Annotated in this window: 18 protein-coding genes and 1 tRNA gene; 16 read left to right on the plus strand and 3 right to left on the minus strand. The window is 64.9% G+C overall.

The window, feature by feature from the left end:
• Positions 1–58: 58 nt before the first annotated feature.
• On the plus strand, positions 59–1,369 hold the full coding sequence (gene rho / locus GXY01S_RS11190; protein WP_061275141.1) for a transcription termination factor Rho: 1,311 nt from the start codon (positions 59–61) through the stop codon (positions 1,367–1,369).
• Positions 1,370–1,511: 142 nt separating this feature from the next.
• On the opposite strand, the gene GXY01S_RS11195 is transcribed toward rho, so the two are convergent.
• Positions 1,512–2,483, minus strand: a complete 972-nt coding sequence (locus GXY01S_RS11195) for a quinone oxidoreductase family protein (protein ID WP_061275182.1) — start codon at positions 2,481–2,483, stop codon at positions 1,512–1,514.
• Positions 2,484–2,512: 29 nt separating this feature from the next.
• Complete coding sequence (locus GXY01S_RS11200; RefSeq protein ID WP_061275144.1) at positions 2,513–2,965, minus strand: methylated-DNA--[protein]-cysteine S-methyltransferase; 453 nt, start codon at positions 2,963–2,965, stop codon at positions 2,513–2,515.
• A gap of 99 nt (positions 2,966–3,064) precedes the next feature.
• Here GXY01S_RS11200 and mnmE point away from each other — a divergent pair, with 99 nt between their 5' ends.
• The 13 genes from mnmE (at position 3,065) to GXY01S_RS11265 (ending at position 17,705) form a co-directional block, all read left to right on the plus strand.
• A complete protein-coding gene (gene mnmE, locus GXY01S_RS11205) occupies positions 3,065–4,372 on the plus strand; it encodes a tRNA uridine-5-carboxymethylaminomethyl(34) synthesis GTPase MnmE (RefSeq protein ID WP_110570378.1) in 1,308 nt (435 codons plus the stop codon).
• Between the two features lie 12 nt (positions 4,373–4,384).
• Entirely contained in the window at positions 4,385–6,256 is a 1,872-nt protein-coding gene (gene mnmG / locus GXY01S_RS11210) for a tRNA uridine-5-carboxymethylaminomethyl(34) synthesis enzyme MnmG (RefSeq protein ID WP_061275150.1), read from the plus strand.
• The gene (gene rsmG / locus GXY01S_RS11215) at positions 6,256–6,882 is read left to right on the plus strand and encodes a 16S rRNA (guanine(527)-N(7))-methyltransferase RsmG (protein WP_061275153.1); all 627 of its coding nucleotides are present in this window, start codon (positions 6,256–6,258) and stop codon (positions 6,880–6,882) included. The genes mnmG and rsmG overlap by 1 nt, the downstream gene beginning before the upstream one ends.
• Positions 6,875–7,702, plus strand: coding sequence for a ParA family protein (locus GXY01S_RS11220; RefSeq protein WP_061275156.1), 828 nt, complete (start codon positions 6,875–6,877; stop codon positions 7,700–7,702). Before rsmG ends, GXY01S_RS11220 begins: the two co-directional genes overlap by 8 nt.
• On the plus strand, positions 7,699–8,598 hold the full coding sequence (locus GXY01S_RS11225) for a ParB/RepB/Spo0J family partition protein (RefSeq protein WP_061275160.1): 900 nt from the start codon (positions 7,699–7,701) through the stop codon (positions 8,596–8,598). The genes GXY01S_RS11220 and GXY01S_RS11225 overlap by 4 nt, the downstream gene beginning before the upstream one ends.
• 236 nt (positions 8,599–8,834) lie before the next feature.
• A tRNA-Lys gene (locus GXY01S_RS11230) sits at positions 8,835–8,910 on the plus strand.
• Between the two features lie 150 nt (positions 8,911–9,060).
• Positions 9,061–9,798 carry a gamma-glutamyl-gamma-aminobutyrate hydrolase family protein gene (locus GXY01S_RS11235; RefSeq protein ID WP_061275163.1) on the plus strand — a complete coding sequence of 246 codons (738 nt, stop codon included), beginning with the start codon at positions 9,061–9,063 and terminating at the stop codon, positions 9,796–9,798.
• On the plus strand, positions 9,795–10,571 hold the full coding sequence (locus tag GXY01S_RS11240) for a pseudouridine synthase (RefSeq protein ID WP_061275166.1): 777 nt from the start codon (positions 9,795–9,797) through the stop codon (positions 10,569–10,571). Before GXY01S_RS11235 ends, GXY01S_RS11240 begins: the two co-directional genes overlap by 4 nt.
• Positions 10,571–11,146, plus strand: a complete 576-nt coding sequence (gene rsmD / locus GXY01S_RS11245) for a 16S rRNA (guanine(966)-N(2))-methyltransferase RsmD (protein ID WP_061275168.1) — start codon at positions 10,571–10,573, stop codon at positions 11,144–11,146. The genes GXY01S_RS11240 and rsmD overlap by 1 nt, the downstream gene beginning before the upstream one ends.
• Positions 11,147–11,301: 155 nt before the next feature.
• Positions 11,302–14,151, plus strand: a complete 2,850-nt coding sequence (locus tag GXY01S_RS11250; protein ID WP_061275170.1) for a DNA translocase FtsK — start codon at positions 11,302–11,304, stop codon at positions 14,149–14,151.
• Positions 14,148–14,906: an RluA family pseudouridine synthase gene (locus tag GXY01S_RS11255; protein ID WP_061275172.1), complete on the plus strand. Its 759-nt coding sequence runs from the start codon at positions 14,148–14,150 to the stop codon at positions 14,904–14,906. The genes GXY01S_RS11250 and GXY01S_RS11255 overlap by 4 nt, the downstream gene beginning before the upstream one ends.
• Positions 14,888–16,999, plus strand: a complete 2,112-nt coding sequence (locus GXY01S_RS11260; RefSeq protein ID WP_061275173.1) for a hypothetical protein — start codon at positions 14,888–14,890, stop codon at positions 16,997–16,999. The genes GXY01S_RS11255 and GXY01S_RS11260 overlap by 19 nt, the downstream gene beginning before the upstream one ends.
• Positions 17,000–17,033: 34 nt before the next feature.
• On the plus strand, positions 17,034–17,705 hold the full coding sequence (locus GXY01S_RS11265; RefSeq protein ID WP_061275175.1) for a histidine phosphatase family protein: 672 nt from the start codon (positions 17,034–17,036) through the stop codon (positions 17,703–17,705).
• Between the two features lie 125 nt (positions 17,706–17,830).
• Here the strand turns inward: GXY01S_RS11265 and GXY01S_RS18995 are convergent, their stop codons facing one another.
• Entirely contained in the window at positions 17,831–17,953 is a 123-nt protein-coding gene (locus GXY01S_RS18995) for a hypothetical protein (RefSeq protein ID WP_255210429.1), read from the minus strand.
• A gap of 216 nt (positions 17,954–18,169) precedes the next feature.
• Here GXY01S_RS18995 and GXY01S_RS11270 point away from each other — a divergent pair, with 216 nt between their 5' ends.
• The gene (locus tag GXY01S_RS11270; RefSeq protein ID WP_242501194.1) at positions 18,170–18,631 is read left to right on the plus strand and encodes a nucleoside deaminase; all 462 of its coding nucleotides are present in this window, start codon (positions 18,170–18,172) and stop codon (positions 18,629–18,631) included.
• A gap of 122 nt (positions 18,632–18,753) precedes the next feature.
• Positions 18,754–20,328 (plus strand): trypsin-like peptidase domain-containing protein, encoded by a 1,575-nt coding sequence (locus GXY01S_RS11275; RefSeq protein ID WP_061275177.1) that lies wholly within the window; start codon positions 18,754–18,756, stop codon positions 20,326–20,328.
• The last annotated feature ends 569 nt before the right edge of the window (positions 20,329–20,897 follow it).

Below are 20,897 nucleotides of genomic sequence, written 5' to 3' on the forward strand. Positions count from 1 at the left end.
CTTTGATGGCTGACTTTTCTTTCCCTCCGTGAACTGCCCACTTATAGGCACATCCTGCATGCAACTCGCCGAACTCAAGGCCAAAACTCCAGCAGACCTTCTGGCTTATGCTGAAAGTCTGAATATTGAAAACGCATCATCTCTTCGCAAGCAGGAGCTGATGTTCACGATCCTCAAGACCCTGGCCGATAATGACCAGGCCATCTATGGGGACGGCACGCTTGAAATCCTGTCCGATGGATTTGGCTTCCTCCGCTCGCCCGAGGCCAATTACCTGCCGGGGCCGGATGATATCTACATCTCCCCCAGCCAGGTCCGCCGCTTTGGCCTGCGCACCGGTGATACGGTGGAAGGCCAGATCCGCGCCCCGCGCGATGGCGAGCGGTATTTTGCGCTGCTCAAGGTCAACGCCATCAATTTCGAGCCGCCCGAGGCGGTGCGCCAGCGCATCAACTTTGACAACCTGACCCCGCTCTACCCCGAGCGGCGGCTGAAGATGGAAGTCGAGAACTCGGCCGTGGGCGGCGCTGAAGCCCCGGTGCCTACCGGCAAGGGGAAGGGCAAGACCCCGAACCGCGATTTCACTTCCCGCGTGATCGACCTTGTCTCGCCCATCGGCATGGGGCAGCGCGCGTTGATCGTGGCCCCGCCGCGCACCGGCAAGACCGTGATGCTGCAGAGCATCGCCTCCTCCATTTCCGCCAACCACCCCGAGGTCTTCCTCATCGTGCTGCTGATTGACGAGCGGCCCGAGGAAGTGACCGACATGGCGCGTTCCGTGCGTGGCGAAGTGGTGTCCTCCACCTTTGACGAGCCCGCCACCCGCCACGTGCAGGTGACGGAAATGGTGCTGGAAAAAGCCAAGCGCCTTGTCGAGCACAAGCGTGACGTGGTGATCCTGCTGGACTCCATCACGCGCCTGGCCCGTGCCTACAACACGGTCGTGCCCTCATCGGGCAAGGTGCTGACCGGTGGCGTGGATGCCAATGCGCTCCAGCGCCCCAAGCGCTTCTTCGGTGCGGCCCGTAACATCGAGGAAGGGGGGTCGCTGACCATCATTGCCACCGCCCTGATCGATACCGGCAGCCGCATGGACGAGGTCATCTTTGAAGAGTTCAAGGGCACCGGCAACTCGGAACTGATCCTTGACCGCAAGCTGGCCGACAAGCGGACCTTCCCTGCGATCGACATCACCAAGAGTGGCACGCGTAAGGAAGAGCTGCTGGTTGATCGTGCCGATCTTGCCAAGATGTGGGTGCTGCGCCGTATCCTTGCCCCGATGGGCACGATGGATGCGATGGACTTCCTGCTCGACAAGCTGAAATACAGCAAGACCAACCACGACTTCTTCGATGCGATGAATACCTGATCGCATCAGGACGTGTGATGAATCAAAAAACCCCGGCTGAAAGGCCGGGGTTTTTTTATTGAAAGTTTTTGGTGAAGCTTTTTTCAAAAAGCTTCGAAAGACGCTGCCTTTTTGGAAAAAAGGCGGCACCCAAAAACTTTTATCAGGGCAGCAGGATGGTGCTGCCGGTGGTCTTGCGCGATTCCAGCGCGATATGTGCCTGTGCGGCATCCTTGAGCGCAAAGGACTGGCCGATGCGCGGCGTCAGTACGCCTTTCTCAACAAGGGCAAACAGTTCACGCGCCGCATGTTCAAGGGCCGGGCGCGTGGCGATATAGGTCATGAGCATGGGGCGGGTCAGGTACAGGCTGCCGTGGCTGGCCAGCGTGCCGACATCCACCCCCGTCACGGCGCCCGAGGCATTGCCGTAGCTGACCATCAGCCCCCGTGGCCGGAGGCACGACAGGCTGGCCTCGAACGTGGCCTTGCCGATGCTGTCATACACCACGGGCAGCATGCGGCCTTCGGTCAGGGTGCGGACCTGTTCGGCCACGGTGTCCGTGCCGATGATGACATCCGCCGCGCCATTGGCCTTGGCCAGTGCGGCTTTTTCCGGGCTGGAGACCACGCCAATCACGCGCGCGCCCAGATGCCGCGCCCACTGGCACATGAGCAGCCCCACGCCGCCTGCTGCGGCATAGACCAGAATGTCATCGCCCTGCTGCACGCGGTATACCTCGCGCAGCAGCATGTGCACGCTCAGCCCGCGCAGCATCATGGCGGCGGCTGTCTGGGCCGTGATATCGGGCGGCAGCACCACGACCCGATCCGCCGCGATGGTGCGCAGCGTGGCGTATCCACCCGGCGTTGCGGGGTAGGCCACCCGCATGCCAGCCTGCAACCCCGATACGCCTTCACCCACCGCCGTGATGGTGCCAGCCCCTTCCATGCCGGGGATGGCGGGCAGGGCAGGGAATTTGTACAGCCCGCTGCGGAAATAGGTATCAATGAAATTGACGCCGATCGCCTCCTGCCGCAGCACGACCTCGCCGGGGCCGGGTGTCGGGACAGGCAGCGTTTCCACGCGGAGGACATCGGGCCCCCCATAGTCATGCACGCGGATGACGGTATTCATGATCATGGCTCCTGTTCAGCTATGTGAGGTCAAAGCGGGGTGGCGGACAGGGTTTCAAGGTCAAGCAGGAACTGCCGGTCACGGGCACCTTCATCACCGGGGTAGCTGTCGGGGTCGTAATCCGGGCAATCGGCAAAATCGATGCGGTGGCAGGGAATGAAAATGGGGATGGGGTTCTCGGCGCAGGCGCTGAGAATGGTCTCGGGTGATACGCCTGCCCGATGGGCGGCATCGCGCCAGTTGACCTGCTGGCCTACGGGAATGCCCAGCATGAACTGCCACGCCGCCTGCTGCTCTGGCGTGCCATAGGGGGCGAGTGGCAGGTCGCACAGCGCGACCTCGCCATCAAAATAGGCTTCCAGCCAGGAGCGGGCTTTATTCAGCAGGGGTGTTTCTTCCTGGTCGCGGCCCCAGCCCCAGTCAAGCGCCACGATCTTCCCGTCCTCGGCAGAGACGGTCAGGGGGGCCAGTGGCGAATGCATTGAAAGTTGTGGCATGAGTCACCTTGATCAGGACAAAGAGGTGAACGATAACGCCGTTCGCGGCACCGGCAAAATGATGATGACCTGATGGAGGCAAGAATGCAGGAAAATGATGGTTCGCCCCCGGTCATTTTCGCCCTGGCCAGCGGCCTGTCGCGCGCGGCAATCGCCGTCATGCGTCTGAGCGGGAAGGGGAGTGGCCGGATGCTTGAAAGCCTCTGCGGTCGCCTGCCTGCGCCCCGCCGGGCCTCTCTGCGCGGATTGTGGAACCGGCAGGGTGCCACGCCCGTGCTGCTCGATCGCGCGCTGGTGCTGTGGTTCCCCGGACCGGACAGCTACACGGGCGAGGATAGCGCGGAACTGCACCTGCATGCTGGCCCCGCCGTGATCAATGCCGTGGCTGATGCGCTCGTAGCCCTTGGCGCGCGCCCCGCCGAGCCGGGCGAGTTCAGTCGCCGGGCCTTTGGCAACGGGCGCATCGACCTCATGCAGGCGGAAGGCATTGCCGACCTGATCGATGCCGAGACCGAGGCCCAGCGGCAGCAGGCGCTCGCCCAGGTTGATGGCGCGCAGAGCCGCCTGTACCAGCAATGGGCCGACAGGCTGCGCACGCTTCTGGCCCATCAGGAAGCGCTGATCGACTTCCCTGATGAAGAACTGCCACCTGAAGTGGAGCAGGGCCTGCTCGATGGCCTGACGGCGCTGCACGCCACCATGACAGACTATCTGCGCGAGGGGGCGGGGGCGGAACGGCTGCGTCGTGGGTTGGTCTTCGCTATTGTGGGCGAGCCGAATGTGGGCAAGTCTAGCCTGCTCAATGCGCTGGCGGGGCGGGATGCAGCGATTGTATCCGCCCGCGCTGGCACCACGCGCGATGCCATCGAGACCCGTATCGTGCTGGGTGACGTGCCCGTAACGCTTGTCGATACCGCCGGATTGCGCGAAACAGAGGATGAGATTGAAGCCGAGGGCGTGCGGCGCTCATTGTTTCACGTGAAACAGGCTGATTGCGTGGTGCAGGTCTTTACCGGCAGTACCCTTCCGTCCCGGCTGGAAGAGGGTGGCCTGCTGGTCTGTAACAAGATCGACCAGCACCCGGCACCTGACGGGGCAATTGGCATCAGTGTTCTCACCCATGCGGGCATGGATGTGCTACGGACAGTGCTGGCCGCAAAAGCCCGCGCCCTGACAGCAGGCCGGGCCAACGCCCCGCTGACCCGCGCGCGCCATCGTGCCGCAATCGAGGAGACGGCGCACCATATCGGGCGCGCGCTCTCGCTGGCGTGGCCGGAAATGCGGGGCGAGGAAATGCGGCTGGCCATGCGCGCGCTTGGCCGCCTGACCGGGGCTGTGGATGTGGAAGCGCTGCTGGATACCGTGTTTGGCCAGTTCTGTATTGGCAAGTAGGAGCAAGGGGTGATGGATCGGGCCTATGATGTGATTGTGGTCGGGGGCGGGCATGCGGGGTGCGAAGCCGCCGCTGCCGCCGCGCGCACGGGTGCCCGCACCCTGCTGCTCACGCACCGGCGCGACACGGTGGGCATCATGTCGTGCAACCCGGCGATCGGCGGCATTGGCAAGGGGCATCTGGTGCGCGAGATCGATGCGCTGGACGGGTTGATGGGCGTTGCCGCCGACCAGGCGGGCATCCACTTCAAGCTGCTCAATCGCTCCAAGGGGCCTGCGGTGCATGGCCCGCGCGCGCAGGCGGACCGCACGCTGTACCGGCAGGCCATACAGGACCTGCTCGACCAGACTGCAGGGCTGGAGATAGTGGAGGGTGCTGCGGGCGATGTGCGGCTCGATGCGCAGGGTCGCGTGGGTGGCGTGGTGTGTGAGGATGGCCGGGTCTTTTCCGCCGGTGCCGTCGTGCTGGCCACCGGCACCTTCCTGCGCGGCACCATTCATGTCGGGCATGACAGCGAACCGGCGGGTAGGGTAGGGGACCGGCCAGCCAATGCGCTGGGCGAACGTCTTGCCGCACTCGGCCTGCGCATGGGGCGCCTCAAGACCGGAACGCCCGCCCGTATCGCGCGTGACAGCATCGACTGGGACAGCCTGCCCGAAGACCGGGGCGATGCCGAACCCGAACCCTTCAGCCGCATGACGGACGCCATCACCAACCCCATGGTCTCGTGCCGCATCACCGCCACCACGCCGCGCACGCATGAGATCATTCGCGAGAACCTGCACCTCTCGGCACTGTATGGCGGCGCGATTTCGGGCCGGGGGCCGCGCTACTGCCCCTCCATCGAGGACAAGGTGGTGCGGTTCGCGCAAAAGGACTCGCACCAGATCTTTCTCGAACCTGAAGGCCTGCCCGGCAACCCGGATGGCGGGCTGGTCTACCCCAATGGCATTTCCACCAGCCTGCCTGCCCATGTGCAGCTTGAAATGCTGCAAAGCATTCCGGGGCTTGAAAACTGCCGCATCGTGCGGCCGGGCTACGCCGTGGAATATGACTATGTCGACCCGCGCGAACTCGCCCCCACGCTGGAACTCAAAAGCCTGCCCGGCCTGTTTCTTGCAGGCCAGGTCAATGGCACGACGGGTTATGAGGAAGCCGGGGCGCAGGGCCTGATCGCGGGCATCAACGCAGCCCGGCATGCAGCGGGCAAGGCGGGGGTAACGCTGGAGCGTGGCGATGCCTATATTGGAGTCATGATTGATGACCTGACCACGCAGGGCGTGTCCGAGCCATACCGCATGTTTACCTCGCGCGCGGAATACAGGCTGACCCTGCGGGCCGATAACGCTGACCTGCGGCTCACGCCACGCGGCATGGAATGGGGATGTGTCGGGAGCGCCCGCGCCGCGCGGTTCAGGGCGGACCAGGCCGCCATTGATGCAGCCACCCACCGGGCCGGGCAGGAAACCTACGCGCCGGAACTTCTGCGCAAGGGCGGGATCAGTGTCTCGGCAGATGGGCGCGCGCGCTCGCTGCTTGATGTGCTGGCCACTGATGCAACGCCTGCCATGATTGCCACCATCGCCCCGTGGTTTGCCGACCTGCCGCCTCGCGTGGCCCAGCATCTGGCTACCGAGGCCCGCTATAGCGGCTACATTGCCCGGCAGGATCGCGAGATCCGCCAGCTTGCCACCGAAGGCCGCATCGCCCTGCCGCCTGACCTTGATTACGCGCAGGTGGGCGGCCTGAGCAGCGAGATGCAGGAGCGCCTTGCCCGCGTGCGACCCGTAACCTTTGGTGCGGCGCAGCGCATTCCGGGCATGACACCTTCAGCCCTCGTGGCGCTGCTCGCGCACATTCGCCACCGCCAGGTCGCGGCCTGATGGCGCAGGGTGATTCCGTGGCAGTGCTGGCCGATGTTTCACGTGAAACACGCGAGCGGCTGGAGCAATATGCCGACCTGCTGCTGCGCTGGAACGCGCGCATCAACCTTGTCTCCCCGCATGACCTGCCGCATCTGTGGTCACGCCATATCGGGGACAGCCTGCAACTTGCCAGCCTGATTCCGCCCGGCGGCGTGGATCTGGTCGATATGGGTTCTGGCGGCGGCTTTCCCGGCCTGGTCATTGCATGCGCGACCGATGCGAACGTGACGCTGGTTGAATCCGACCAGCGCAAGGCCGCCTTCCTGCGTGAGGCGGCGCGGGTGGCGGGGGTTAAGGTGCGGGTCTGCGCGCAGCGGCTGGAAGTGGCTGATGTGCCACCCGCGCAGGTGGTGACGGCCCGGGCCCTCGCGCCCCTGTCGCGCCTGCTGGCGTGGGGTACGCGGTTCCTGCAGCCCGATGGTGTCTGCCTGTTTCTGAAAGGACGCAACGCAGAGGAAGAATTGACGATGGCCCGTGCCGATTGGCACATGGCGACAACCCGGATTCCAAGCCGTACCAATACGGATGGTGTGATTCTAGAATTGAGCGATATCAGGCGTGTCAGAGACCATAACAATGAATGATACGGGAAGCCGGTCCGCGTCTTCCCCCCGCATTATCGCGCTGGCCAACCAGAAGGGCGGCGTGGGCAAGACAACCACCGCCATCAACGTGGCGGCCGCGCTGGCGGCTTCGGGGCTGAAAGTGCTGCTGGTCGATCTCGACCCGCAGGGCAATGCCTCGACCGGGCTGGGCGTGGGGTATGATGCCCGCAGCAGCGGCACCTATGCCATGCTTGAAGATGGCGCGCGCGCCGCAGGCGTGGTGCAGGCCAGCACTGTTCCCGGCCTGTCGCTGGTTGCGGCCGATACCGAACTGGCCGGCGCCGAGCTTGAACTGGTCATGGCGGAAGGGCGTGAATACCGCCTGCGTGAGGCCCTGGCCCAGATTGGCGGCGATTATGACGTGGTGCTGATTGACTGCCCGCCCAGCCTTGGCCTGCTCACGCTCAACGCGCTGGTTGCCGCCCAGTCGGTGCTCGTGCCGTTGCAATGCGAGTTCTTTGCGCTTGAGGGCATCAGCCAGTTGGTGCGCACCGTCAATAGCGTGAGCAAGGGGCTCAATCCCGCGCTCAAACTCGATGGCATCGTGCTGACCATGTATGACCGGCGCAACAACCTGTCGGAACTCGTAGCCGATGATGCCCGCAGCTTCTTTGGCGACAAGGTGATGGAAACCCTCATTCCCCGCAATATTCGCATCTCCGAGGCACAGAGCCACGGGCAGCCGGTCATGAATTACGACCAGCGCTCATCGGGCAGTCAGGCCTATCAGGCGCTGGCGACCGAGCTGGCCGGGCGCCTTGGCCTGTCGGCTGGCCAGAAAGGGAAGGCACGCGCGTGAAAACCAAGAAGGAAGCGGGTCGCCCCCGCCTGGGCCGTGGGCTTGCGGCACTGCTGGGCGAGCAGGTCAATGCACTGCCCGCAGCCCCTGCGGTCGAGGGCCGCAAGAGCACGGAAGCCATTTCCAGCCTGCCGGTGGATGTGCTGGAGCCAAGCCCTTTCCAGCCGCGTCAGCAGATGGAACCGGGCGCGCTGGATGAACTGGCCAGTTCCATCCGCGTGCGTGGCATTTTGCAGCCCATTCTGGTCCGGCCCCATCCGCAGCGACCGGGCACTTACCAGATCATCGCGGGCGAGCGCCGCTGGCGGGCATCGCAGATTGCGGGCCTGCATGATGTGCCGGTGCATATCCGCCCGCTCGATGATGGCGATGCCATGGCCGCGGCGCTGGTGGAAAACCTCCAGCGTGCCGATCTCAACGCCATCGAGGAGGCCGAGGGCCTTCAGCGCCTGCTTGATGATCATGCCCTGACGCAGGATGAACTGGCCAGCGCCATCGGCAAGTCGCGCCCGCATGTGGCCAATATGGTCCGCCTGCTGCAACTGCCGCCGCCCGTGCGTGATGCGGTGCGTCATCAAAGCCTTTCCGCAGGTCATGCCCGTGCCCTGCTGGCGCATGCCGATCCGGTGGCGGCACTGAAGGTGGTGCTGGCGCAGGGGCTGAACGTGCGCCAGACCGAGGCCCTGGCCAAACAGCACGAGCGCAAGGCCGCGACCGCGCGCGAGAAGGAGGAGAAAGCCGCCCGCAACCCCGAGATCGCCGCCCTTGAGCGCGATCTGGCCGCAAGGCTGGGCCTGAAGGTGCAGATCAGCTTTGATGGCAAGGGCGGCAGCCTGAAGATCGATTACCGCTCGCTTGAGCAGTTCGATGGGCTGCTGCGGCTGCTCCAGCGCTAGAGGTTGGAAGCTGTTTGAAAAGTTGGCTCAGGAATCATAAGGAAGTTTTTGGTGAAGCTTTTTGCAAAAGCTTCGAAGAACACTGCTTTTTTGAAAAAAGGCGGCACTTAAAAACTTTTGTTATTTTTTATCAATGAGTTGTTTTCAAACAGTCTCTTATAAAAAAAGTTCAAAAAACCCTTGCCAGCCAAAGGGGTGACTGCTAAAAGCCCTCTCACCCGAGAGGGTAACCCTGTGGGCGCATAGCTCAGTTGGTAGAGCAGCTGACTCTTAATCAGCGGGTCCAAGGTTCGAGCCCTTGTGCGCCCACCATAGGGTTTAATAAGATTACAGAGGTCCCCATCAAGGCTTTGCCGGTGGGGATTTTTTGTATCATGCACGCAGCGCGGCACTCTTGCAGCAACACAGAAGGGGGAACAGCATGATGATTCCGTTCCACCCGTTTGCCGGTTCCGCAGGGCCATGACCCCCTCACGCGCGCCCCTGATCGGTATCACGCTCGATAGCGAACCACCCTCCACCACGGGCGGTTATTCGCGCTTTGCATGGTATGCGCTGCGCCAGAACTACATGGACATGATTTCCGCCTGTGGCGGCCTGCCGGTGGCTGTGGGGCACGACGCGGCGCAGGCGGGGCAGATGGTGGCGCGGCTTGACGGGCTGGTGATCACCGGCGGGGCCTTTGACGTGCCGCCCGATCTGTATGGCGATGAACCGCCGCATGCCACCGTGCAGACCAAGCCGCGCCGCACGGCAGCGGAGATGGCGCTGCTCGGGGAAGGGCTGGCTCTGGGGCGGCCCGTTCTGGGCATCTGCGGTGGCATGCAACTGCTGGCCGTGCTGCTTGGCGGGCGGCTGGTGCAGCATATTCCCGACACCTATCCCGCGGCCCTGGCGCATGAACAGCCCAACCCGCGTGACGAGGCGGGGCATGTGGTGCATGTAACCCCCGGCACGCAGCTTGCGCGCCTGGTGGGGTGCGATACGCTGGCCGTCAATTCATCGCACCATCAGGCGGTGGCGGATGCCGGGCGCGGGGTAGTCTGCGCCACGGCGCCCGATGGCGTGGTCGAGGCCATTGAGCTTCCCGGCCATCCGTTCTGTATGGGGGTGCAGTGGCACCCCGAATTTGGCATATCGGCAGGAGACCGTCTTCTGTTCGAAGGGTTGATCGACGCTGCGAGGCAGACAGGAACATGACACAGGACCATTCCACCGAAGCCCCCGCCGCGCGTGGCGACCGTATTGCCAAATGGCTGGCCCGTTCGGGCGTGTGCAGCAGGCGCGATGCCGAACGCCTGATTGCCGAGGGCAAGGTGCAGCTCAACGGCGCGCCGGTCACCCATCCGGCCACTTTTGTCGATGAAGGCGATATCGTTCAGGTCGAGCAGAAGGTTGTCGGCGCACCCGACCGTACGCGGCTGTGGCGCTACCACAAGCCCGACGGGCTGGTCACGACCCACCGCGACCCCGAGGATCGCCCCACTGTGTTCGATTCGCTGCCGCCGGGCATGCCGCGCGTCATCAGCGTGGGCCGCCTTGACCTGAACAGCGAGGGGCTTTTGCTGCTCACCAACGATGGCGCGCTCGCACGCAGGCTGGAATTGCCCAGCAATGGCTGGATCAGGCGCTACCGCGTGCGCGTGTTTGGCGTGGTTGACGAACGCGCGCTGGCCTCCCTGATCAAGGGGAGCGAGTTCGAGGGCGTGCGCTATGGCCCGATCGAGGCGCAGCTTGATTCCGTCAAGGGTGATAATGCCTGGCTGACCGTCTCTTTGCGTGAAGGCAAGAACCGCGAGATCCGCAAGGTGATGCAGGGGCTGAACCTGCATGTCAGCCGCCTGATCCGCACCTCCTACGGGCCGTTCCAGCTTGGCACGCTCAAGCGGGGCGAACTCGAGGAAGTGACCGGCAAGGTGATCCGTGAGCAGATCGCGGGCCTTGCGGGTGGCAAGACCCCGCGCGGGGCCTGATGCGGATCATCGCGGGCGAATGCCGGGGCCGCACCCTGCTGGCCCCGCCGGGGCAGGTCACGCGGCCGACGGCAGACCGGGTGCGCCAGGCCCTGTTCGATACGCTGGCCCATGCGTCATGGGCCGGGGCGGACCGGCTGCGCGGCGCGCACGTGCTTGACGGGTTTGCCGGAACCGGCGCGCTGGGCCTCGAGGCCCTTTCACGCGGGGCGGCATCGGCGCTGTTTGTCGAGCACGACCGCGCCGCCCTGCGCTGCCTGCGCGATAATGTGCGCGGCTGTGGCCTGCAGGACCGCGCCATGATCCGGGCCTGCGACATGCTGCGCCTGCCACCGCGAGGTGGTGCCGCGCCCGCCGATCTGGTTTTTCTCGATCCGCCCTATAACCACGACCTGCCCACAAGGGCGCTGAGTGTGCTGGAACGTGGCGGCTGGCTGCATGCCGGCACCCTCATCGTGGTCGAGACGGCAGCAGCGGAAGCGGCCCCCGTGCCAGCCCCCCGCCTGCTGCTTGAGCGGCGGCACGGGGCGGCGTGCCTGTATGCATGGCGGCATGGAGTGGATGATAACGGGTGATTCATCGCCGTATTTTATCCTGTCGGCCTTCTTTCTGTCGTGTGGACAGGGTTATAGTTGTTTCGTTTGGCGGGAATGGCAGGCGCGGCATGCAAGGTCATCTCCCTCGTGCTTTTGGTCCCCGCAGGCGGGCCTTATGATCGGGATGTGGATTTTTGGCGATCTTCAGCCGTTTTTTTCCTGAATCACTTTCCTCTGGCCCGGCCCGTTCGCGCCTGCGCGAACGGTTGGCCGAAGCCGGTGGCGTAGGGTTGTGGATTCTGGCGCTGTGTCTCGCCATCGCGTTATGGAGTTATGACCCGCGCGATCCCTCCGCCAATACGTCGAGCGCGCAGCCGCCGGGCAACCTGCTCGGGCGGCCCGGCGCCTATATGGCCGACTTCATGCTCCAGAATTTCGGGATCGTGGGCACGCTGGCCATTTTCTGCCTCATGGCATGGGGCTGGCGCCTGATCCGCCACCATGGGCTGGCATCGGCGCTGCTGCGTTTCATCGCCCTTTTGTGCGGCCTGCCGGTCATTGCAGCCGAAGTTGCGGCCCTGCCATTGCTGGCGGGGCTGCATGCGCCGCAATGGCCTACGCAGGCGGGCCTGGGCGGTGCGGTTGGCCTCTCGGTCGCGCATATGTCGATTCAGGCCGCCACCGTGTTCATGGGGCGTGGCGGGCCGCTTCTCGTCTGGGTGCTGGGGCTTGTGCTGGGCGCCCTGCTGGTGCTGCTCGCGCTCGCCCTGTCCCTGTCCGAATGGCAGGGCATGGGGCGGGGCCTCGTGTTCGGCGTGCGTCAGCCCATGGTGCTGGCAGTCTGGCTGCGCCGCATGACGGCCCGGCCCGAGGCAGGGCAGGGCAGGGCGCAGGCACCAGCCCATCCGGCTGCCTCCCAGGCCGCCCCTGCCGCAGCCCCTCCTTCCTCACTGGCAGCGCTGATCGAGGAAGAGGACGAACCCCTTTTCAATACCACCCTGACCGCCCCTGCGGCCCATGCCGGGGCAGCGCCCCCCGCGCAGGCGGGCGCTGCCCCCGGCACGGGCCTGATGCCGGTGAATGATGCGGCCCCCAAGGCCAGCCTGCGCGCGCCAGATGCCGCGAACATGCCCGCCACCACCACAAAGCCGGAGGATGCGGCACGCCCGGCGCTGCCCGGCAGCCGCAAGGTGGAAGGAGGGCGACCGGCACAGGTGTCGTTGCAGAGCAACTGGATGCACCCGCCCGGCATGGACGAGGATATTCCGCAGCCGTTGCTGATGGGGGGGGATGACACGGCATCTGATCGCGCGCCATGGCATGACGAACCCGCCCCGCCTGAAAACAGGCCCGTCACCGACCATCCGGGCACGTCGCCCGCTGTTGAGGAACCTGCGCGCCCGAATCTCTTTTCGCGCCTGTTCTCCGGTGCCTCGCGCGCCGATGAGGCACCCGCCCGCCCGGATGCGTATGATGCGCCTGCACCGGCAGCGTCCGCCGCCACGCCCGCCTATACGCCACCGCAGCCGCCGCAGTGGCAGTTCCCCTCGCTTTCACTCCTGACGCCGCCGCCGCCTGCCTCCACGACCAAGCCGACCGAGGAACTGCTCAGGGCCAATGCCGCCCAGCTTGTGACCGTGCTGTCCGAATACGGGGTGCAGGGCACGATCGTGGCCTATCATGCAGGCCCGGTGGTCACGCTGTATGAACTCCAGCCCGCCGCAGGCATTCGCGCCGCCCGCGTGATTGGCCTGGCTGATGACGTGGCGCGCTCCCTGTCGGTGCTCAGCGTGCGTATCGCCACCGTGCCGGGGCGCAACGTGATTGGCATCGAGGTGCCGAATTCACGGCGCGAGACAGTCTATTTCTCCGAACTGCTCATGGACCCCCGATGGGCGCATTCTCCCGCGCGGCTCAACCTTGCGCTGGGCAAGGATATTGCGGGTGAATCGGTTTACAGCGACCTTGCCGCCATGCCCCACCTGCTGATCGCGGGCACCACGGGGTCGGGCAAGTCGGTGGGGGTGAACTCCATGATCCTGTCGCTGCTCTACCGCCTCTCGCCCGAGCAGTGCCGCCTGATCCTGATCGATCCCAAGATCCTCGAACTGTCGATTTATGAAGGCATTCCCCACCTCATGACCCCGGTGGTGACGGAACCGGCCAAGGCGGTCGCGGCCATGAAATGGGCAGTGCGTGAAATGGATCGCCGCTACCGCGCCATGGCGCACCTGCAGGTGCGTAACATCGCCAGCTACAACGAGCGCGTGACCGAAGCCCGCGAGCGCGGCGAGATCGTGACCCGCCGCGTGCAGACCGGCTACGACCCCGAAACCGGCAAGCCGACATTCGAGGAGCAGCAGCTTGCCCTTGATTCGCTGCCCTATCTTGTCATCGTGGTAGACGAGATGGCCGATCTCATGATCGTGGCGGGCAAGGAGATCGAGTCCCTGCTGCAACGCCTGGCACAGAAGGCGCGCGCGGCGGGCATCCACCTCATCCTTGCTACCCAGCGCCCCTCGGTCGATGTGATTACCGGCACCATCAAGGCCAACTTCCCCACGCGTATTTCCTTTCAGGTCATCAGCAAGTTCGACAGCCGCACCATTCTGGGCGAGCAGGGGGCCGAGCAGCTTCTGGGTCGCGGCGACATGCTGTTCATGCAGGCGGGCGGGCGGATCACGCGCGTGCATGGCCCCTTCGTGGCGGATGGGGAGGTGGAGGCTGTCGTGGCCTTCCTGCGCACGCAGGGCGAGCCGATCTATGATGATGATGTCATCTCGCCGCAGGAAGAAGACAGCGCGGACAAGCCGTTTGCCGCCCCCTCCGGTGGGGCCGAGGAAGATGGCCTGTTTGCCCAGGCGGTCGAGGTGGTGGCGCGCGAGGGCAAGGCCTCGACGTCCTTCATCCAGCGCCATCTCTCCATCGGCTATAACCGCGCGGCCAAGATCATCGAGCAGATGGAAAAGGAAGGACTGGTCAGCGAGGCCAACCATGTAGGCCGCCGTGAAGTGCTGATGCGCCGCTCGACGGAAGACGAATGAGGCCATCTTCGCCCCCGCCTGCATCCATGCAGCCCACGGGGCCCCTGCCGTTTACGGTTCTGTACCGTGACAACCGCTTCGTGGTGCTCGACAAGCCGCCGGGGTTGCCGGTCCATCCCGGCCGCAGGGGCGGGGCAAGTGTCGAGGACTGGTTTCCCCTCCTGTCACGCCACCGCAACGGGCCGTGGCTTGCACACAGGCTGGATCAGGATACGGCGGGCTGCCTGGTCGTGGCGCTGCGCAAGCAGGCTTTGGTGGCGGCGCAGGGCTGTTTTGCTTCAGGCCAGGCCCGCAAGACCTACTGGGCCATCGTGCAGGGCACGCCCGCGGGCCGGTCCGGCGTAGTCACAGCCCCGCTTGGCCGGGTGGAAGAGGCCGGGCAGTGGCGCATGCAGGCTGACGTGCAGGGCGCGCAGCCCGCGCGCACGCGGTGGCGGGTGCTGGGGCAGGGCCTGGATGCGGCGGGCGCGCCCATAAGCTGGCTGGAGCTGGAGCTGGAAACCGGGCGCACCCATCAGGCCCGTGCGCATTGCGCCCTGCTTGGCAGCCCCATAAGGGGGGATGCGCGCTATGGCGCCCCCACGGCCGGGGCGCTACACCTCATGAGTCGCGGCATCACTCTGCCGCTTGACCCGCCCGTGCGGGCCATGGCCCCCCCACCTGACCATATGCGCCGCATCATGGCGCAGGCGGGCTGGGTCGTGCCACCTGTCAACGTGGAAAAGGAAACAGCACGGTGTTCGCCCATACTCTGACGCAGGAACTGCTGCGTGTTCTGGAACGGCCAGACCTGCGGGTGATTGCAGGCGCGCGGCGCATCGTGCTGGACCCGGTGCTCGAAGCGCCTTTCCGCATCCTGCCAGATGGGGGGATCGTGCTGGGCCTGCCGCTTCAGGGCAATCTTGAGCAGACAGCCTTCTTCCTGCGCCATGCGCTGGAACTTGCCGCCCTGCTGGAACGTGCCCCCCGGCAGGCTTTTCATGCCGCCTTCTGCGCCGCCCGCACGGCGGCGCTGTTCTGGTACCTTGATACGGGTCGCGCCGATACGGATGCGCCTGCCGCATGGGTGCCGCTGATGGCCAGGCCCGACGTGCCGGACAGCGCCACCCTGCGCGCAACGTGGCCCGCGCTTGCCCCCCTGCAGCCCGCGCCTGCCACCCCGCCGGTGGAGGCCGATTTCACGGCGTTGCAGGGCGTGCTGGCTTACCTGTGGAAGCGGCTCGGACCAATCGAGACCCTGATGGCCACGGGTGGCGATGCCCGGCTGGCGGTGGACCCGGCAACGGGGCTGAACCATTATGGCTGTTCGCACCGGCCCCGGCCCTGGGCCATCACCTTTGCTTCGTCCACGGCTTCATCACTGTCCGAACGCGGCTTTGCTGGTGCCGAAACGGCCCGTCTCGCCCTGGTGGCGGGGGCATTGCAGGGCCGGGCGGATGAGGCGGCACAGGCGCAGGATGCCGACATACAGGCCCGTATCGCCAGCGCGTTTGGGCTGACCGGGCATGAAGGCGTGGTGCTGGCTCCGTCGGGCACGGATTGCGAACTCTATGCGCTGGCCCTTGCGGCGCTGGCTCCCGGTGGCCGCCCGGTCAGCAATATCCTCCTTGCCCCGGAGGAGACGGGCAGCGGCGTGCCTCTGGCGGCACAGGGCTGCCATTTTGCCAATGACACCGCCCTTGGCCACGGCGTGACACGGGGGGCGCGCATTGCGGGCTTTCCTGATGATACGGAGGTGGTCAATGTGCCCATGCGCGATGGGGCGGGTCATGTGCGCGCATTGCCAGAGGTGGATGCACAGACCTGCCGCCTGACGCATGAACTGCGCGCGGCAGGCCGCCATGTGCTGCTGCATCGGCTTGACCTGTCCAAGACGGGCCTGCTCGCGCCGGGGCTGGCGGCGCTGGAACAGGCCACCGCCCCGTTTGGCGCTGGCACGGATGACCGGCCCGATGTGGTGGTCGATGCCTGTCAGGCGCGGCTCGACCCGGCACGGGTGCGCGCCTATCTGGACATGGGCTGGATGGTGATGGTGACCGGCTCCAAATTCTTTACCGGCCCGCCTTTTTGCGGGGCGCTGCTGCTGCCTGCCTGCGTGCGCCGCAGGCTTGATGGCCCGCGCGGCCTGCCCGCCGGGCTGGCGGATTACAGCTATCGTGCCGCCTGGCCCGCAGGCTCCGCGCGCGACAGCCTGCCGCATGGGCACAATATCGGCCTTATCCTGCGCTGGCAGGCGGCTTTGGCTGAAATAACGGCGTTTGGCACCATACCACGCGCCGTGGTGCGCGACCGGCTGCGTACTTTCCTCGCGGCCGTGACGGCGCAGATCGCGGCCCGCCCGGTGCTGGAACTGCTGCCGCCTGTCGCCCCCGCCCGGCCCGGGCCTGAGCAGGCATGGGACTGCCTGCCAACCATCATGAGCTTTTTTGTCCGCGCCCCCGATAGCCCCGAAGGTGGCTTTCGCCCGCTGGCGGTGGCCGAGGCGCGGCAGCTATATGCGTGGCTCAATACCGATCTTTCCGGCTGCATCCCCGCTGATGATGCTGATGCGGCCCTTGCCGCGGTGCTGTGCCATGTGGGCCAGCCAGTGCCGCTGGCCCATCCCGATTTGCCCGATGAACTGGCGGGCGCGCTGCGTATTTCGGCTGGCGCGCGGCTGGTTTCGGGCGAGCCCTCGCATGAGGGCATGGACCCGACCGAACGCCTGCGCCGCGAGGCGCGCAATGTCGGGCGCATCCTTGACAAGATTGGCCTGATCCTGCGGCACTGGCCCCGCCTTGCCGCCATGGCGCCCGTGCAGACCTACCTGCCGCATGGCTGGCGCGCGCGCGCGGTTCTGCCTGCCTGACTTTTTCCTGTTTTTTCCATGATGGATTTCCGGCGTGACGATACAGACCAACCACGGCAATTTTCTTGATACCCCGCAACTGGAGAAGGGCGTGACCCGCTTCTGGCTGATCCGCCATGCGCTGGTGGAACACAATGCCCGCATGCGGCTGTATGGCGCGATGGATGTGCCGCTCTGCCCCGACAGCCTCGTGGCGCAGCGCGGGATGTATGAAACGCTGGCCCGCCGCCTGCCAAAACCCGCCTTGTGGTTTACCTCGCCGCTGTCACGCACCCAGCATACCGCGCGCGCCATCCAGAAGGCCGGCTATGGCCCGCATGACTGGTGCGTGGAGCCTGACCTGACCGAACAGTCGATGGGCGAGTGGCACGGCATTACGCATGATACGCTGCCCGACAGGCTGAGCCTGCCCGCGCATCCGTTCTGGTCGGTGGGGGCAACGGAACTGCCGCCGCAGGGCGAAAGCATGGTGCAGGTGTGCTCGCGCGTGGGGGCCTGCCTGGACCGCCTTGCCGCCGGGCACGAGGGGCAAGACATGGTGGTGGTCAGCCACGGGGGGGCCATTCGCGCGGCCCTGGCCCATGCCCTGCGGGTTCACCCCGAAACGGCGCTGCATTTCTCCATCCAGAACCTGGCACTGAGCGTGATCGAGCGCCTGCCGGAGGGGTGGCGGATCGTGACCGTGAACGACCTGCCATTGCCCTGAACGACAGGGATGTAGAATAGACGTTTTTGGGTGCCGTCTTTTTTCAAAAAGGCAGCGTCTTTCGAAGCTTTTTGAAAAAGCTTCGCCAAAAACTTTTATTTTTTACAGTTATTTAAGCATAATTCTCAGCGCAGGGCACAGGTCAGCAGGCAGGTCTCGGCAGGGCCTGCGGCGGGGTGCAGGTCATTTGATGCGGCCAGGCCCGCCACGATCGCGGCGGTTGCCAGAATGAGCGAAAGCGTGTGCATGACCATTCCCTCCGCTGGTGGGGCGGCCTGTCCTCCGGCCTGGTTGCGGAGGCCTGAAGGCGCCCGGCCTGTTTTTCATGGGTCAGGAGTCGGTGCCATGCCCGTCCCCTGACCGGTTAACCATCATGGGCGTGCGGGGTTGCCCCGATCCAGTAAAAAGTGGCGCTCCCGCGCGACGTGCTGGCCCGTAGCAAAAGGGCTGGCTATCATGCGGGCATGACACGTCCGCTCCCGGCTTATTTCATGGATATTGCAATGGCGGAGGCGCGGGCCGCGTCGCTGCGCGGCGAGGTGCCGGTGGGGGCCGCCCTTGCCGGGCCACAGGGGCAGGTGCTTGCGCGCGCGGGCAACCGGGTGGAGGAATGGCATGATCCTTCCGCCCATGCCGAAATGCAGGTCATGCGCGCTGCGACCCGCCTGCGTGGCGGGCAGCGCCTGGCTGACTGCACGCTTTATGTCACGCTGGAGCCATGCCCCATGTGTGCGGCAGCAGCGGTGCATTTCCGTATCGGCCGGATCGTGTTTGGCGCGTATGACCCCAAGGGCGGGGGCGTGGAACATGGCCCGCGGGTGTTTGCGCAAGCCCGCTGCCTGCACCGGCCCGAGACGGTGGGCGGCGTGCGCGAGCGCGAGGCCGGGGCGTTGCTACAGGATTTTTTTGCCCGCAGGCGCGCCTAACCTATTTGTCATGCAACGGTATAACACGGGTCGGCTCTCTTGCGGCACAATGCAGGGAATGGGACTGTAAAGCTCAGGCGGCCAGTCCCGCCCCGTTGTTTCGAGATTTCAGCAGGACCTCCATGCTCAGGGATGCCATGTCAGACGTAGTAAGGTCGAACACCCTTTCCTCCCGCCGGTTTCGCACGCGGTTGCTGGCTTCGCTGGTGGCCAGCACGGTTGCCGGGGCGGGTCTGGTCTGCGCGCCTGTGGCGCGGGCCGATGAAACCGGGGTCATCCACCCCGATACCCAGATCCAGCAGTTGCCCAACTTCGTCAATCTGGTCAAGCAGGTCAAACCGGCGGTGGTCTCGATCACGGCCCGCATCAAGGATGCTGACACGGGCGAGGAAATGGGTGGCGGTGGCGGCATGCAGGGCGGCTTTCCGTTCCCGTTCCCTTTCCAGATGATGCCGCAGCAGGCGCATCGCACGGTTGAGGCGCGTGGCTCGGGCTTCGTCATCTCGCCCGATGGCTACGTCGTGACCAACAACCATGTGGTCAAGGGGGCCACCAAGGTCACGGTCACGCTTGATGATGGCACGGCGCTGCCCGCCAAGATCGTGGGCCGTGATTCAAAGACCGATATCGCCCTGCTCAAGGTCTCGCCCTCGGGCAAGCTGCGCTTTATCGAACTTGGTGATTCCGACAAGGTCGAGCCGGGTGAATGGGTGGTGGCCGTGGGCAACCCGTACGGCCTTGGCGGCACGGTGACGGCCGGCATCGTCTCCGCGCGCGGGCGTGACATTGGCGATGGGCCGTATGATTCCTTCATCCAGGTCGATGCGCCCATCAATCGTGGCAATTCCGGCGGCCCGCTGTTCACGCAGGATGGCAAGGTGGTGGGGGTGAACACCGCCATCCTTTCGCCTTCGGGCGGGTCGATCGGCATTGGCTTCGCCATTCCGTCCGATACCGTGAAGAACATTGTCGAGCAGCTTGAAAAGACCGGCCATGTCACGCGCGGCTATCTGGGTGTTACGGCGCAGGAAATCACGCCGTCCATGGCCAGTGCGCTGGGCATGAAGCCCTCGGCCACGGGGGCGCCTGCCACCGGGGCGCTGGTAGCCAGTGTGAGCGTGGGCAGCCCGGCCGAGAAGGCGGGCCTCAAGGCAGGCGACGTGGTGACCCAGCTCAACGGACAGAACATCGATACGCCGCATACGCTGGCGGTCAATGTGGCCTCCATTACGCCGGGCACCAAGGCGTCGATTGCCTACCTGCGCAACGACAAGCCGCAGACGGCAACCGTGCTGATTTCAAGCCTGGGCAAGGGCAGCACGGCCGATGGCACGGTGGGCGACAACGCGCATGATGCCGACAAGGGCCCGAAACTCGGCGTAACCCTTGCGCCCCTTACGCCTGACCTGCGCCAGCAGCTCGGGCTGGAGGAAAGCGTGCGCGGCGTGGTGGTGAGCGACGTGCAGCCCGGCTCGCCCGCCGAGCAGGCCGGTATCCATGCTGGTGACGTCATTCAGGCAGTGGGCGAAGTGCCGGTTGAAAACCCGCGCGCCACGGTCTCGGCCATAAGGCAGGCGTTCCAGGCCAACCACTCGGTGCTGCTGCGCGTGGTGCGCAACGGGCAGAGCGTGTTCGTGGCGGTCAGCCCCAATGCGGATGATAACGATGCGTCGACCGGGGATGATGACGATCAGTAAGATCGGGTGAACTGAGCGGGTCGGCAGGAGGGGCGGGACAGTTCTGTCCCGGCCCTTTTTGTGTGGGGGCGGGGATGGAACTGTGACTGTTTTTTTGGGGGGAATGGCCATTGGTATTAATCGGATGAAGGTCTACATAGCGCGTGTTTCGGACATTCCGCTGCCGTCGTCCGGGTCTCTAAGCCAAACGCTCAGGATTTGATGAGCAGGGTGCGCACTATAAATGTTTTGATTTATATCCTTTAATATTCAACCGGTATCTAACTGATAATATTGGGACACCATCATGGCCCTAACGCCAACCGATATTGAAAACGCTTTTTCGTTCATCCGGAAGAACGGTTTTGCACCCAATAGGGATGCGACGAAATGGGATGTAATCGACCCTAGGACTCTTGAGCCATTTCCGCCAAAGGCAGTTCTGCGGGTAGCATATGAACTTAAAGGCCTGCAGGCGCCTAATGTAAGTGGGGGGCCGCCTACGAATGACCCTTTGAAGGCACTTGGCTTTCAAATCTTGCTCAAGCCACATTTATGGCCTGTTAGATCTTGAATTTCTTCCCATATTA

Source organism: Komagataeibacter xylinus NBRC 15237 (assembly GCF_001571345.1).
GTDB lineage: Bacteria > Pseudomonadota > Alphaproteobacteria > Acetobacterales > Acetobacteraceae > Komagataeibacter > Komagataeibacter xylinus.